This is a genomic window from Pseudomonas sp. FW306-02-D09B, assembly GCF_058782685.1.
In genome coordinates, this window is record NZ_JBYSXY010000007.1 from 164,760 (window position 1) to 179,057 (window position 14,298).

The window sequence follows — 14,298 nt, forward strand, 5'->3', positions numbered from 1 at the left end:
TCAGGCGTCCTCAAAGGCCCGGATTTGATGTAAATCAACCGCGTTGGGGGCAATGAGCGCAGTCTAGGAGCATGCCGGCGGGATCGACCGGCGCCGAGCCGAGGTGTGTGATGGGTCATTATCAACGGTTACTGCTGATCGCCGATCGAACCTTGCATCAATCTCCAGCCTTGCTGCGCGCGGTCGCCCTGGCCAAGGCGAGTGGGGCGGTCTTGCACGTGTGTGCCTTTGTCGAACCGGTGCCGATCGTTCATTTGTGGGATGAAAAAGTCGATGAGGCGGCGTTTCAGAGCTACCTGCGTCGCTATCGCCGCTGGATGTCGGAGGAAATCCAGCGGCTGAGCGGTGAGGGACTGAAAGTCTCGGTGGAAGTGGTCTTCACCACCCATCCGCTGCTGGATATCCTGAAGCATGTCGAGGAGTTCAAGCCTGACCTGCTGATCAAGGACGCCACGCTGGAGCCGGTGCTGAAACGGGTATTCATCACGCCACTTGATTGTCACCTGCTGCGCGAATGCCCGGTGTCTGTACACCTGGTGAACCAGGCCCGTTACAGTTTGCCTCACCGGATCGTGGCGGCGGTCGACCCCTTCGACCCGCAAACCACGATCAGTGGCCTCAACGACACCATCATTCAAACCGCGAACGCCCTGGCCCTGCAGTGCGATGCACCGCTGCATTTGCTGTACGCCTATGACCTGTCGCCCGCGTTCAATGGCGATGCACCGTTGGTCAACGGCGGCTGGAGCATGGATTACATGGAGGAGTTGCGTGAATCCCTGCACCTGGCATTCGTGACCCTGGCCGACCGCTACGGGATACCGCCCGAACGTCGGCACTTTGTCATGGGCCAACCGGTTCGGGCATTGACCGAGTTTGTCGAAGAGTACCTGGCCGACGTGGTGGTGATGGGTACGGTGCACCGGGTTGGGCTGGATCGGTTGATTGGCAGCACCACTGAACGGGCGCTTTACTCGGTGCCTGGCAGCATTCTGGCGGTTCGGTCACCCGGTTTTGCGGTCAGGGGGTGAGCACGATGGCGCCTTTGACCTGACCGCTCCTCAGCTGGGCGAGCGCTTGATTGGCATCGTCCAGTGCATAGCAGGTGACGTCGCTGTGCACAGGCGTGCGCTGGATCTCTTGAAAAAACGCCGTGCCATCCTCGCGCGTCAGATTGGCCACCGAACGCACGCTGCGCTCACCCCAGAGCAGTCGATAGGGAAACGCCGGGATGTCGCTCATATGGATGCCGGCGCATATCACACAGCCCCCCTTGACGGTGGCCTCCAGCGCCAACGGCACCAGCGCTCCGACGGGGGCGAAGATCAGGCTGGCGTCGAGCAGGTGTGGCGGTTTTTGGTCCGAAGGGCCCGCCCAGGCGGCGCCCAACGTTCGGGCATACGCCTGGCCCTCGTTGTCACCCGGTCGGGTGAAGGCATACACCCGTTGACCTCGACCCAGCGCCACCTGGATCGCCAGATGTGCGGCGGCACCGAACCCGTAAAGGCCCAGATGACGTGCGGTTTTGGCCATTTGCAGCGCCCGAAAGCCGATCAGCCCGGCGCATAGCAACGGTGCGGCTTCAGTGGCCGAGAGCGTGTCCGGAAGGCGAAAGCAGAAGCGCGCGTCGGCCACGGTGTAGTCGGCATAACCGCCGTCCAGATTACAACCGGTGAACTGCGCCTGATCGCAGAGGTTCTCCCGGCCCGAGCGGCAGAATTCACACTGGCCGCAGGTCGATCCAAGCCAGGGAACACCGACCCGTTGGCCGATCCAGTCGGGCGCAACGTCAGTCCCCACCGCGGTCACTTCCCCGACAATTTCATGCCCCGGCACTCGCGGCAGTGTCGCTTGTGGCAGCTCGCCATCGACCAGGTGCAGGTCGGTGCGGCATACGCCACAGGCCAGGACTTTGATTAACAGTTGCTGAGCATCAGGTGTCGGGATCGCGCGCTCTTCCCGTTGCAATGGCTGGCCAGGAGTCTGTAGCACCATGGCGCGCATGACGATTCTCCGGAATCAAAGGCATTCAGGCTGTCAAGCTGGCGCGTCCCGATGACAGCCGGTGACCAGTTGCTTGAGCCTGTCCATGTCGAGGATGGTGACGTTACGCCCGGAAATCTCGACCAGTGCCTGATCCCGCAGGTGGGCAATGCCTCGGCAGATGGTTTCCAGACGCAGCCCCAGGTAGGAGCCGATCTCTTCGCGACGCATCTTCAGTACGAACTCCCTGGACGAATAACCGCGCAGGCTAAGCCGCTGCGACAGGTTCAGCAGAAAGGCCGCCAGACGTTCGTCGGAGTTCATCTTGCCCATCAGCATCAGCATGTCGTGATCGCGCACGATTTCGCGGCTCAGGAGTTTGTTCAGATTGTGCTGCAGTGTAGGCAGCTCCCGGGAAAGCTTCTCCAGCTGGGCGAAATGGATGGGACACACTTCGCTGTCCTCAAGAGCGAAAGCATTGCAGGTGTGCTGCTCTTCGCTGATGGCGTCCAGGCCGAGCATCTCGCCGGGTATTTGAAAACCGGTGACTTGCTCGCGACCGTCGAGAGACAACACTGTGGTCTTGAAAGAGCCGATGCGCACTGCGTAAAGCGAGCGTAATGAATCGCCCGTGCGATACAACGCCGCACCTTTTTTAACTTTTACGCGCTGGATGATCAGGGTATCCAATCGCTCTACTTCCTGGTCGGTCAGGCCAATCGGCAGGCACAGTTCCAGCACGCTGCAGTTGGCGCAGGCAGCCTTGAGGTAATGGGCGTGAACGGGGCGGAGGTCATACGGCGGCATTAAGCGTCCCTCTTTCGATGTATCAAGCATAGGCGCTGAGAGCCCGGTCAAACCCTTAATGCGTAAACCGGGGGCGTTTGTACGACGAACGGGGACGGGGTCCCAGCAGATTCAGTGACGGAAGCTGCCGCGTTGACGCTCTCGAGATCTCCTCTTCAGAGAGGGCGCGTTTGATGTAAATCAAGTCTTGAACCTCCCAGACTCCCAGAATCGACAAATGCCCTGTTCGCAGCGCGGTCCTGTCATCGACGGCCGGTGCTGCTCCTTGTCGAGAGCGGAGAGCTTCATGAGCGATTTTCTGAGTGCCGAGCAGCTGGAAGGTCTCGACGCCTATTGGCGAGCGTCCAATTACCTGGCGGTGGGTCAGATCTACCTCAAGGACAACCCGCTGATCAGCGCACCCCTGGCACTGGAACATGTAAAACCGCGTTTACTGGGGCATTGGGGAACAACGCCTGGGCTGAATCTGATCTACGTGCACCTCAACCGCCTGATCACCTGCTACGACCTGAACATGATCTTCGTCACCGGCCCCGGGCATGGTGGGCCGGCGATCGTGGCGCAGACCTATCTGGAAGGGACTTACACCGAGTTCAATCCTTCAGTGGAGCAGAACCGTAACGGCCTGGTCCGGCTCTTTCGGCAGTTTTCCTGGCCTTATGGGCTTTCCAGCCATGTTTCGGCGCAGATTCCCGGGTCGATCCATGAAGGCGGCGAACTGGGCTATTCCCTGGCCCATGCTTACGGCGCGGCGTTCGATAACCCGGACCTGATCGTGGCGTGTGTGATCGGCGACGGTGAGGCTGAAACGGGAACGCTGGCGGCCAGCTGGCACTCCAACAAATTCCTTAATCCGGTGCGTGACGGGGCAGTCCTGCCGATTCTGCACCTCAACGGCTACAAGATCGCCAATCCCTCGGTGCTCTCCAGAATCAGCGAAGACGAACTGTCGGCCCTGATGTATGGCTACGGTTACGATCCGTATTTTGTCGAGGGTGACGAGCCTGAGCAGGTTCATCAGGCGTTGGCCAGAACCCTGGACACGATGCTGTTGAAAATCCGCGAGATCCAGCGTGTTGCGCGCAAATACCCGCAGCCCCCGGTGCCGGAGCGCCCCCTTTGGCCGATGCTGGTGCTGCGTACGCCAAAGGGCTGGACAGGCCCCAAATTCGTCGATGGCCGGCGTATTGAAGGCACGTGTCGTGCGCATCAGGTGCCGCTGGCGGATTTCGGCCAGCCGACTCATCTGCGGCAACTGGAGGAGTGGCTCAGCAGCTATCGTCCGGATGAGCTGTTTGATGTCAATGGTGCCTTGTTACCCGAAATCGCTGCGTTGGCACCGACGGGGCACCGGCGAATGAGCGCCAATCCTCACGCCAATGGTGGCCTGCTGCTGCGACCGCTGGATCTGCCGCGTTTCACCGAATACGCCGTGAAACTTCCCGCGCCGGGCTGCCTGCGCGCAGAAGCGACCCGGGTGTTGGGGGCGTTTCTGCGCGATGTGATGAAAAACAATCTGGCCTCAGGCAATTTTCGGTTGTTCGGCCCGGATGAAACCGCCTCGAACCGACTGGATGCAGTCTACGACGTCAGCGCAAAGGCCTGGATGGGCAATCTGGAGCCCGAGGATATCGACCTGGCGGCCGAAGGCCGGGTGATGGAGATTCTGAGTGAGCAGGTGTGCGAGGGTTGGCTGGAAGGCTATTTATTGACGGGCCGGCATGGGCTGTTCTCCTGTTACGAGGCTTTCATTCACATCATCGACTCGATGTTCAATCAGCACGCCAAATGGCTGAAAACCGCCGCCGGGGTGCCTTGGCGTAAACCCGTAGCCTCGCTCAATTACTTGCTCACCTCGCATGTCTGGCGTCAGGACCATAACGGTTTTTCCCATCAGGACCCGGGCTTCATCGATCTGGTCGCGAACAAGAAGGCCGATGTGGTCCGGATCTACCTGCCGGCCGACGCTAATTGCTTGCTGTCGGTTGCCGACCACTGCCTGAGAAGTCGCAACTACATCAACGTCATCGTTGCCGGTAAGCAACCGGAGTGGCAGTGGCTGGATATCGATTCGGCCATCCGTCATTGCCTGTGCGGCATCGGTCGATGGGACTGGGCCAGCCAGAACGATCAAGACCCGGACGTGGTCATGGCCTGCGCCGGAGACGTCCCGACCCTGGAAACGCTGGCCGCCGTGACCTTGCTTCGCGAGTACGTGCCGGACCTGCGCGTCAGGGTGATCAACGTCGTCGACCTGATGGTGCTGCAACCGTCATTTCAGCATCCCCATGGTTTGTCGGATTCGGCTTTCGACGAGCTGTTCACCGTCGACAGGCCCGTGATCTTTGCTTTCCACGGGTACCCGGCACTGATTCACCGGCTGATTTACAAACGCAGCAATCATGAAAACTTCCACGTGCGGGGCTTCAAGGAGGAGGGGGCGACCACGACCCCGTTCGATATGGCGGTCATCAATAACCTGGACCGTTATCAGCTGGCGCTGGATGTGATCGAGCGGGTTCCGCGCCTGCACGACCAGATCGAAACCGCCCGGGCGCGTTACTGGGCAACGATGGAGAAACACAAGCTTTACCTCATTGAACACGGGCAGGACTTGCCCGAAGTGATGAACTGGCAATGGACGCCCGCGGCCGGCAGTTGAGGAGCCCAATCGATGCCGTCATCCATCCAGCATAAGCGCAGAGGCAAGAAGCCGTTCGCGTCCAGGCCTGAACGTTCTGGAGCCAGACCATGAGCCAGTATCAACGGTTGCTGCTGATCATCAATCCGACCCTGCGTCACTCCCCGGCCATCCACCAGGCCAGCGCTCTGGCCAAGGCCTGTGGTGCCACTCTGCATATTCTCGGGCTGACCAAACCGGTCAGGCTTTTTTCTCTGCTTGAACCGCCGGCACGGGACGAGACGCGCATGCGTTACCTGCAGGAGCAGAGCCGATGGTTGAAGAATGAAGTGCACGCATTGCGCGCCAAGGGGCTTGATGTGACCAGCGAAGTGAGATGGAGCGATGATGCCCGTCTGGAGATCCTGGACTATGTGATGCAACTGCGTCCCGACCTGTTGCTCAAGGAAATTCAGCATGAGCCGCTGCTCAAGCGTGCTTTTGTCACGCCCATGGATTGGTACTTGCTGCGCGAATGCCCGGTGCCGGTTTATCTGCTGAGTCCGTGCAGTCTTACGTTGCCGCGCAAGGTGGTCGCGGCGGTGGATCCCGAGCCGCAGGGCAGCAAGCTGAACGAGCGGATCCTGCAGCAGGCCAATAGCCTGGCGTTGCAATGTGATGCCCAATTGTCTCTGCTGCACGTCTGCCCTATGTCCTCCGACTATCTGGACGATGCAGATGGAGATGAGCCGGTGCTGTCGAAGCTCAGGAAAGATCTGCGCCAGGCACTGGAAAAATCCTTTGTCACACTGGCTCACGACTTCGGGGTGCCTGTTGAATGTCGGCACTTTATCTTCGGCGATCCGGTGTCGGCGCTGGCCGGATTCGTCAACGATAACCAGACTGACGTGATTGTCATGGGCCGGGGCCGGCACCATGGCCTGCAATGGTTGATTGGCAGCACCACCGAACATGTTCTTTATCAAGTGCCTTGCAGCATCCTGGCGGTTTAGGTCCCGTGGAAGCGGTCGTCCACCGGCGGCCGCTACTTGCTCTTCCAGTATTTCTGCATTTCGAGAAACAGAAAGGACGCCGTCCAGGTAATGAGCACCAGGCCGGTCAGTGCCTGCAACCCGGTCAGGTACTTGAGTTTGCCCACGGGCGAAATATCGCCAAAACCGATGGTGGTAAAGGTCGTGAAGGAGAAGTACACGCAATCCATGAACGAGCCATCGAAGTTGCCGTTCAGGCTGCCCCAGTCGCCGGAGCGCGCCATCAGGTAATAGGCCAGCGCAAAGCACCAGACTTCCAGCGCATGGGCCAGCATCGCGCCAAATACCCCGACGACGATTCTGAATCGACTCCAGGCCCGGAGCCGGGGAAGCCAGTCGTTCAGGCGTGACAGGCATTCGTAGTGGATCACCACGGCAACGATGACCACCAGCGTATTGATCAGCGTGACCTCAATCATGGCGAGCCATCGGGGGCCGCCTTGAGCGGTAGCAGCGGCGCAAACTCCTCTGGCGTCAGCGTTTCCTTTTCCAGCAGCAAATGAGCGCCGGCATCCAGGTCGGCCCGACGACTGTCGAGCAGCACCTTGGCCCGGTTATAGGCCTCTTCGAGCAGGGCGCGGATGCCCAGGTCGATTTCCCGCGCGGTCTGTTCCGAATAGTCTTTCTGGCCAAGTCCGGCCATGTGTTCGCCCAGATAAGTCGGGGTTTGCCGTTCCAGTACCGATTGACCGAGTTCGGCACTCATGCCGAAACGGGTGATCAACTGCCGGGCGATGTCGGTCGCTCGGGTCAGGTCATCGGCGGCACCCGTGGAAATCTGGCCGTAGACGATGAACTCGGCGGCCCGCCCGGCCATCAGCACGGCGATGCGGTCCTTGAGCATCTGACAACTGATCAGGAAGTGATCCTCGGTCGGGCGCTGCAAGGTATAGCCCAGCGAGCCAATGGAGCGGGGGATGATCGACACCTTGTGGACCGGGTCCATCCCCGGCAACGTGCCAGCCGCCAGGGCATGGCCCATTTCGTGATAGGCCACCACCAGACGCTCGTCAGGCCGTAACAGACTGCTCTTGCGTTCGACCCCGGCGACGATGCGTTCCACCGCGACGGTGAAGTCGTCGAGGCTGACGGTCTCGCCTCCGCGGCGGGTGGCCACGATCGCGGCTTCGTTGATCAGGTTGGCCAGGTCTGCACCGGTGAAGCCGGTGGTGATTTCGGCGATACGTTCGGAGTCGATGTCGGGCGCTACGGTGATTTTTTTCAGATGGACCTTGAGGATGGCTTGTCGGCCTTTTCGATCGGGGCGGTCGATCACCAGTTGACGGTCGAAGCGACCGGCCCGCAGCAACGCCGGATCGAGGACCTCCGGCCGGTTGGTCGCTGCCAGCAGGACCACACCTTCGCGCGGGTCGAAACCGTCCAGTTCGGCCAGCAGCTGGTTGAGGGTCTGTTCTTTTTCGTCGTTGCCGCCGAACGCACCGATACCGCGCATTTTGCCCAGGGCGTCGAGTTCATCGATGAAGATAATGCACGGTGCCGCTTGCCGCGCCTGCTCGAACAAATCGCGCACTCGAGCGGCGCCGACACCGACGAACATTTCGACGAATTCGGACCCGGAAATCGAAAAAAACGGCACCCCGGCTTCACCGGCAATCGCCTTGGCCACCAGGGTCTTGCCGGTGCCCGGTGGGCCGACCAGCAGGGTGCCCTTGGGAATATGCGCCCCCAGGCGTGCGTACTTGGCCTTGTCCTTCAGGAACGAGACGATTTCCACCAGCTCGGCCTTGGCTTCATCGATGCCCGCGACATCGGCGAAGGTCACTCCGGTATCGCGTTCGACAAACACTTTGGCCCGCGACTTGCCGACATTCATCAGTCCGCCAAGGCCCTGTTTTTCGGCCATGCCGCGGAACAGGAAATGCCACAGCACCATGATCATCGCAAAGGGTAGCAACCAGCCCAGCAGCGCGTTCAGCAGGGTGTTTTCGCTGATGCCGGAAAAGCCGACACCCGATTGTGCCAACTCAGTCGCCAGCGTGGGATCGACCCGCACGGTGGTGAACAGGTCGTGGCCGTCGATGGGCTCTTGCAGCTTGCCGCTGATCTGCTCCTTCTCGACCCGCAACTCGCTGACCTTGTGCTCGCCCAACAGTTGCAGGAACTGACTGTAGGGGATGCTCTGCACCGAATGGCGGTCAACAAAAAACAGCTGGGCGAGCGCAAGGACCAGAAAGGTGATCGCGAAGTAGGAAAGGTTCCACTGGTGATTCTTCTTCATGGCCTTGGCTCAAGGGGAAACGGGCACGATGCGTGGCGGTTCAATCCTTAACCCCCATAGGCATTTCAATAGAATTCTAGACGCCACCCGCTCGAACGCCGGGTTTTACGCTTTCCTCTGAGCTGACCGTCCCGGTACTTCTTGTCCAGAGCGCATGACGACGATTTTTTGTGATTTTTATCAACCCCGGCCAGCACCTGCCCGCTCACTATCGACATTAACCAGTGAGGGCGTTCGTCGATTCGTTTGTTGATGGAAGGCCGGCACAGGAGTGCTGCTCATCAGGTTCAACTGACCAAGCATCTGCCGACGAGGTGTGTGATGTTCGAAATTCGCCGTTTACTGCTGATCGCTCCGAGTGAAATGTCCCGTACCCCCGCGTTTGACCGGGCGGAATCTCTGGCGAGGGCGACAGGCGCGCTGCTGCATATCGTGGCGTTCGATTATGTCGAAGCGCTGGCGGTCGCTGGCCTGTTTGACCATCAGGCCATGGCGCAGGCGCGCGAGGGATATTTGCAGGTGCACCGTCACTGGCTTGAGCAGCAGGCCCGGTTTGGGCAATGCAAAGGCCTGCACGTGACCACTGAAGTGGTCTGGGCCAAACCGGGTATCGAGGAGATGCTTGAGTACGTGAACGACTTCGGGGCAGACATCGTGATCAAGGATGTACAGCACGTATCGGCATTTCAACGGGTTTTCTACAAGCCTCTGGACTGGCTGTTACTGCGCGACTGCCCGGCGCCCTTGCATCTGGTCACCGATGCCAGAAACCCGTTGCCCTTGAAAATACTGGCGGCTGTCGACCTTTCCCATCTTGAAGAGCTGACGCAGGGGCTGAATGGCCAGATCCTCGATATTGCTTCGAAGCTGGCCTTGTCCTGTGGCGCGAAGTTGCACCTGCTCAATGTCAGCGGCTGGATTGTGAACGGCGACTCCGGCGTGAACCTGCAATACCTGACCATGCGGGAAAGTTTGAGAGACGCGGTCAGCGATACCCAGATTGAAGCCTTTGATACGCTCGCCGAACGCTATGAGATTCCAGAGGCGAAACGGCATCTGTTGACCGGTGTTCCGCATAAGATGATCGAGCGTTTCGCGGCGAGTAATGAGTTCGACATGATTGTGATGGGCACCGTGCACTATCGGGGCGTGAACGTATTTCTCGGCAGTACCGCCGAGAACACCCTGAACCGGGCTCCCTGCAGTCTGATGATCGTCAAGCCGCCGTATTGATGGCGTATCGCGGTGGCGGTGTTCGATAACTGCCAGTGCCCCTGGGGCATCGGCCGATCGGGAGCAGAAGCGCTCATGAGTTCGGATCAAACGGGTTCTGCCGATCATCCGGCGATTGATTCGAGCGGCCTGACCAAATGGTTCGGGGAAGGGGACGTACGAATGAAGGCTGTCGATCAGGTCTCACTGGTCGCACAGTTCGGTGAAATGGTGTTCATCGTCGGCCCGTCAGGGAGCGGCAAGACCACCCTGCTGAGCATGATCTCCGGCATTCTGCGGCCGGATGCCGGTACGGTGAAGATCAATGGCAATGACATCTGGAGCCTGAGCACCGATCAGTTGGCGGAATTACGCCTCAATAACATCGGCTTCGTGTTTCAGGACTACCACCTTTTTGCACGGTTGACCGCTGCCGAGAACGTCGCGATTCCCTTGATCCTCAAGCACTGTGATTGGGACAAGGCCATAACGCAGGCGAAGCAGAGCCTGGAAGTGGTCGGTCTCAAGGATCGCGGCGACATTCTGCCGGTCAAGCTCTCCGGCGGCGAACAACAGCGGGTGGCGATTGCCCGGGCGATCATCGGCAGCCCGCAGTTATTGATTCTCGACGAACCCACCGCGTCTCTCGACGGTGACACCGGGAAGATGATTATTGCCTTCGTGAAGTCGAATATTCTCAACCAGCAGCGTTGCATTCTGATCGTCACTCACGACGCGCGGATCAATGAGTACGCCGACCGCATCATTCACATGGAAGATGGCCGCATCAGCGAACCCGACCGGACCTCGTCATGAAGAACCGGGTGCTGTTTGTGCTGGCAGTCATCGGTGTAGTGGCCGGGGTGACCGCCGCCTACCTCCTCGGACGCACGCCCCGTCCATTGCCGCCGGCCTTCGCCCCGGCGAGCAGCACTTATGACACCGCGATTTATGCGAACGGGATTATCGAAAGCGAGCAGCCCGGCGGTTCCAACATCGTGATTTACCCGCAGGTTTCCGGGCCGATCACTCAAGTGCTGGTGCAAGAAGGGCAGGCAGTCACCCGCGGTACGCCCCTGGTGACCATCGATGACGCTGTGTCCAGGGCAAATTTCGAATTGGCGCAAGCCAGTCTGAAAACCGCTCAGGACCAATACACCAAGCGCCTGGCGTCCTACGGGATTGATCCCAAGTCCATCAGCAAGGACACGCTGGACACCGCAAAAGATACCGCGGCCCAGGCACAGGCAGCGCTCAAGGCGGCGAATGCCACGCTTGCGCAATATGCGATCAAGGCCCCGGTGGATGGCGTGGTCCTGGCCATCAATACCACCGTGGGCAGCTATGTGTCGCCGCAGGGCGCCTATGACCCGTATATCCAGCAATTCAGCCCGTTGGCGGTGATGAGCGCTGAGCAGACTTATCTGGCGGTACGCTGCTACGTGGACGAGATCCTGATTGCCCGCTTGCCGCCACCCGAACATATCCGTGCGCAGATGTTGATCCATGGCTCGGATATCAAGGTGCCGCTGGAGTTCGTTCGCGTGCAGCCGTACGTGTCGCCGAAAATCCAGTTGTCCAATCAGCGTCAGGAGAAAGTCGACCTCAGGGTGTTGCCGGTGGTTTTCCGGTTCGAGAAAAAAGACCTCCCGAGGGTGTATCCGGGGCAGTTGGTGGATGTCTTCATAGGACATAAATGATGTGCCAGTCCCGCGTCCATCGACCCCTGCGAATGCATGCCCGGGTGCTCGCCGCGATTATTCTGATGGCGATGAGCGCTTGCACCGTAGGCCCGGACTTTTCGCGTCCGCCAACGCCGTCGCAGAGCGGTTATACCCGCAATCCGGCGACGGCGACCGTGGCGGCGCAGGGTCAGGCGCAGCATTTTTTGCCGGGGGCTGAAGTGGTGCCTGACTGGTGGCGGTTGTTCAAGTCCGACTCTCTGGATGCAGTGGTTCGCCAGGCGACGGCCAACAACCAGACCTTGCAGGCCGCCGAGGCCAGCCTGCGGCAAAGCCAGGACACGCTCATGGCCGGTCATGGGGTTTTCTATCCGCACCTGGACCTTCACGCCGGCGCGACCCGCGAACGCAATGCTCCGCTCCAGCAAGGGCTGACGACGGGAGGGACGATCTTCAACGTCGTGACCCTGAGTGGCACGATCAGTTACACCCTCGATGTGTTTGGCGGACAGCGTCGAACGGTGGAAGGCCTGCAAGCCGAGGTCGACTATCAAGCCTGGCTGACCCATGCGGCTTACCTCACCCTGACCGCCAATGTCGTGAATGCCGCCATCGCCCGTGCCGGCTATATCGCGCAATGGCGCGCCACAGAGCAGTTGATTGCGCTGCAAAAACAACAGCTTCGGACCACCGAGGTCCAGGTGCGCAGCGGTACGGCGCCTTATTCGGCGGTGCTCAGTTTGCGCAGCCTGATTGCCAGCAATGAGGCCTTGTTGCCGGCGCTGGAGCAGAAAATCAGCCAGGCCGAGCATTTGCTGGCCACCCTCGAAGGCGTCGCACCCACTGATGTCAGCCTTCCTGACATCGAGCTGACAGGTCTTTCGCTGCCCACCGATTTGCCGGTCAGCCTGCCCTCGAGGCTAGTCCGGCAGCGGCCGGATATCTTGTCCGCAGAGGCACAGCTGCACCGGGCCAGTGCCAACATCGGGGTGGCCACGGCGGCGATGTTTCCCAGTTTCAATCTGACCGGGACCTACGGTACGGCCGGGTCGACCCTGGGGTCATTATTTGCGAGTGGCGGGCGGTTCTGGAGTGTTGGCCCCTCCATCGATGTCCCGCTGTTTCAGGGCGGTAGCCTGTGGTTTGGCCGTCAAGCGGCAATCGATGCCTATCAGCAGGCGGCAGCGAATTATCGGCAAGCCGTGCTCGAGTCTTTCGCGCAAGTGGCCGATGCCCTCAAGGCCCTGGAGTTCGATGCACAGGCGCTGCAAAAACAGACCGAGGCACAGGCTAGCGCTGAAGAAGCGCTGCGTTTGCTGCAAGCCAACTACCGATCAGGCCTGGTGACCTATCTGGATCTGCTGTCGGCCGATGTGCAGTTGCATCAGGTCAACATCGCCTATCTGCAAGCACTTGCCCAGCGTCATCAGGACACCGTCGGGCTGTTCGTCGCTCTGGGCGGCGGCTGGTGGAACACTCCGCCCTCTGCGGGCAGCAGGCAGACACCATGAAACACTCGGGCATCCTGCGGATCGGCTTCAAGCTGCTGGTCAACGACAAGGCCAAGTTTTCGGCGTTGCTGGTAGGGATTACGTTCTCGGTGTTCCTGATGATGCAGGTGACTGCACTGTTTGCCGGGATTCTCAACCGTGCCCACTCGACGGTGACCAATATCGGCGCGGCGATGTGGATCATGGACCCGGCCGTGAACACACCGACCATTGTCATTCCTCTGCCCGACTATTTGCTCGATGCCGTACGCAGCATGGAACAGGTGCACTATGCAGTGCCTGTATTCATTGGTGGCGCCCAGGTCAGGTTGGCCAGTGGCACCTATCAATCGGTCAGCGTGATAGGCCTCGACGATACCAGCCTGTTCGGTCGTCCTGAGCTTGAACAGGGCTCTATCGAGGACATTTATGCGGAAAACGCATTCATCATGGTCCACGATGCCGAGTTTTCGAAACTGGAGAATCCGCGGATTGGCACCTCCTTCGAGCTCAATGACCACCGCGGCACCATCGTCGCCATCGCCAAGGTACTGACCAGTGGATTGACCGGCATACCGACGCTCTACACCACCTACCGACGAGCCATCGAATACATCCCGACCACCCGCTTCACGGTGTCTTACATTCTGCTGGAACCCAGGAACAAGGCCGCAGAGGCCGGGATCAAGCAGCAGGTTGCGCAGTTGGGCTATGTCGCCTTGACCCGGGGAGAGTTCAACCAGCGGATTACCGATTTCTACATCTATCAGACCGGGGTCGGCACCAACATACTGACGATGACGGTAATCAGTTTCCTGGTCGGGTTATCCATCTCCGGTCAGACGTTCTACACCTTCATTCTGGAAAACCTCGACAAGTTCGCAGCCCTCAAGGCTATTGGCGCCAAGGGCCGCGAGCTGATCTACATGATCCTCTTCATGGCCATGTTCACCTGTTTGACGGGGTACGGACTGGGGGTTGGGCTGGTCACGTTGATGATCTTCACGGTGCGCACCTATCTGCCCAATTACGCAGCGATGATTACGTTCTGGAACCTGGGGCTGGCGTTTGGCCTGGTGCTGTTGATTGCCGGGGTTTCCAGTTACGTGGGCATACGCAAGGTGCTGAAAATCGAGCCATTCGACATTTTCAGGGGCTGAGCCTCGATAAGACGGGGTCAGCCCGGCTGCTGTTGATAAATATCAAGTGCCGG

Annotated in this window: 12 protein-coding genes; 8 read left to right on the forward strand and 4 right to left on the reverse strand. The window is 59.7% G+C overall.

The features are described 5' to 3' along the window. Window positions 1-110: 110 nt before the first annotated feature. Window positions 111-1,031 (forward strand): universal stress protein, encoded by a 921-nt coding sequence (locus AC3WK5_RS14400; protein WP_103316114.1) that lies wholly within the window; start codon window positions 111-113, stop codon window positions 1,029-1,031. On the opposite strand, the gene AC3WK5_RS14405 is transcribed toward AC3WK5_RS14400, so the two are convergent. Then, window positions 1,021-2,004, reverse strand: a complete 984-nt coding sequence (locus tag AC3WK5_RS14405) for a zinc-dependent alcohol dehydrogenase family protein (protein ID WP_103316115.1) — start codon at window positions 2,002-2,004, stop codon at window positions 1,021-1,023. The two genes, AC3WK5_RS14400 and AC3WK5_RS14405, sit on opposite strands and share 11 nt — an antisense overlap. A gap of 33 nt (window positions 2,005-2,037) precedes the next feature. Next, window positions 2,038-2,790, reverse strand: coding sequence for a fumarate/nitrate reduction transcriptional regulator Fnr (fnr, locus tag AC3WK5_RS14410; protein ID WP_103316116.1), 753 nt, complete (start codon window positions 2,788-2,790; stop codon window positions 2,038-2,040). 286 nt (window positions 2,791-3,076) lie between these two features. On the opposite strand from fnr, the gene AC3WK5_RS14415 reads away from it, so the two are divergent. Then, window positions 3,077-5,452 carry a phosphoketolase family protein gene (locus AC3WK5_RS14415; protein ID WP_103316117.1) on the forward strand — a complete coding sequence of 792 codons (2,376 nt, stop codon included), beginning with the start codon at window positions 3,077-3,079 and terminating at the stop codon, window positions 5,450-5,452. 89 nt (window positions 5,453-5,541) lie between these two features. Further along, window positions 5,542-6,423 (forward strand): universal stress protein, encoded by an 882-nt coding sequence (locus AC3WK5_RS14420; protein ID WP_103316118.1) that lies wholly within the window; start codon window positions 5,542-5,544, stop codon window positions 6,421-6,423. 32 nt (window positions 6,424-6,455) lie between these two features. On the opposite strand, the gene AC3WK5_RS14425 is transcribed toward AC3WK5_RS14420, so the two are convergent. Both AC3WK5_RS14425 and ftsH read right to left on the reverse strand, forming a co-directional pair. After that, window positions 6,456-6,881 (reverse strand): potassium channel family protein, encoded by a 426-nt coding sequence (locus AC3WK5_RS14425; RefSeq protein ID WP_103316119.1) that lies wholly within the window; start codon window positions 6,879-6,881, stop codon window positions 6,456-6,458. Beyond that, complete coding sequence (gene ftsH / locus AC3WK5_RS14430) at window positions 6,878-8,701, reverse strand: ATP-dependent zinc metalloprotease FtsH (RefSeq protein WP_103316120.1); 1,824 nt, start codon at window positions 8,699-8,701, stop codon at window positions 6,878-6,880. The genes AC3WK5_RS14425 and ftsH overlap by 4 nt, the downstream gene beginning before the upstream one ends. Window positions 8,702-9,022: 321 nt before the next feature. Here ftsH and AC3WK5_RS14435 point away from each other — a divergent pair, with 321 nt between their 5' ends. The 5 genes from AC3WK5_RS14435 (at window position 9,023) to AC3WK5_RS14455 (ending at window position 14,245) form a co-directional block, all read left to right on the forward strand. Then, window positions 9,023-9,934: a universal stress protein gene (locus tag AC3WK5_RS14435; RefSeq protein ID WP_103316121.1), complete on the forward strand. Its 912-nt coding sequence runs from the start codon at window positions 9,023-9,025 to the stop codon at window positions 9,932-9,934. Between the two features lie 75 nt (window positions 9,935-10,009). Then, complete coding sequence (locus tag AC3WK5_RS14440; RefSeq protein WP_103316122.1) at window positions 10,010-10,729, forward strand: ABC transporter ATP-binding protein; 720 nt, start codon at window positions 10,010-10,012, stop codon at window positions 10,727-10,729. Then, the gene (locus AC3WK5_RS14445; protein ID WP_103316123.1) at window positions 10,726-11,613 is read left to right on the forward strand and encodes an efflux RND transporter periplasmic adaptor subunit; all 888 of its coding nucleotides are present in this window, start codon (window positions 10,726-10,728) and stop codon (window positions 11,611-11,613) included. Before AC3WK5_RS14440 ends, AC3WK5_RS14445 begins: the two co-directional genes overlap by 4 nt. After that, a complete protein-coding gene (locus tag AC3WK5_RS14450) occupies window positions 11,613-13,106 on the forward strand; it encodes an efflux transporter outer membrane subunit (RefSeq protein ID WP_103316124.1) in 1,494 nt (497 codons plus the stop codon). Before AC3WK5_RS14445 ends, AC3WK5_RS14450 begins: the two co-directional genes overlap by 1 nt. After that, on the forward strand, window positions 13,103-14,245 hold the full coding sequence (locus tag AC3WK5_RS14455) for an ABC transporter permease (protein WP_103316125.1): 1,143 nt from the start codon (window positions 13,103-13,105) through the stop codon (window positions 14,243-14,245). The genes AC3WK5_RS14450 and AC3WK5_RS14455 overlap by 4 nt, the downstream gene beginning before the upstream one ends. Window positions 14,246-14,298: the final 53 nt, after the last annotated feature.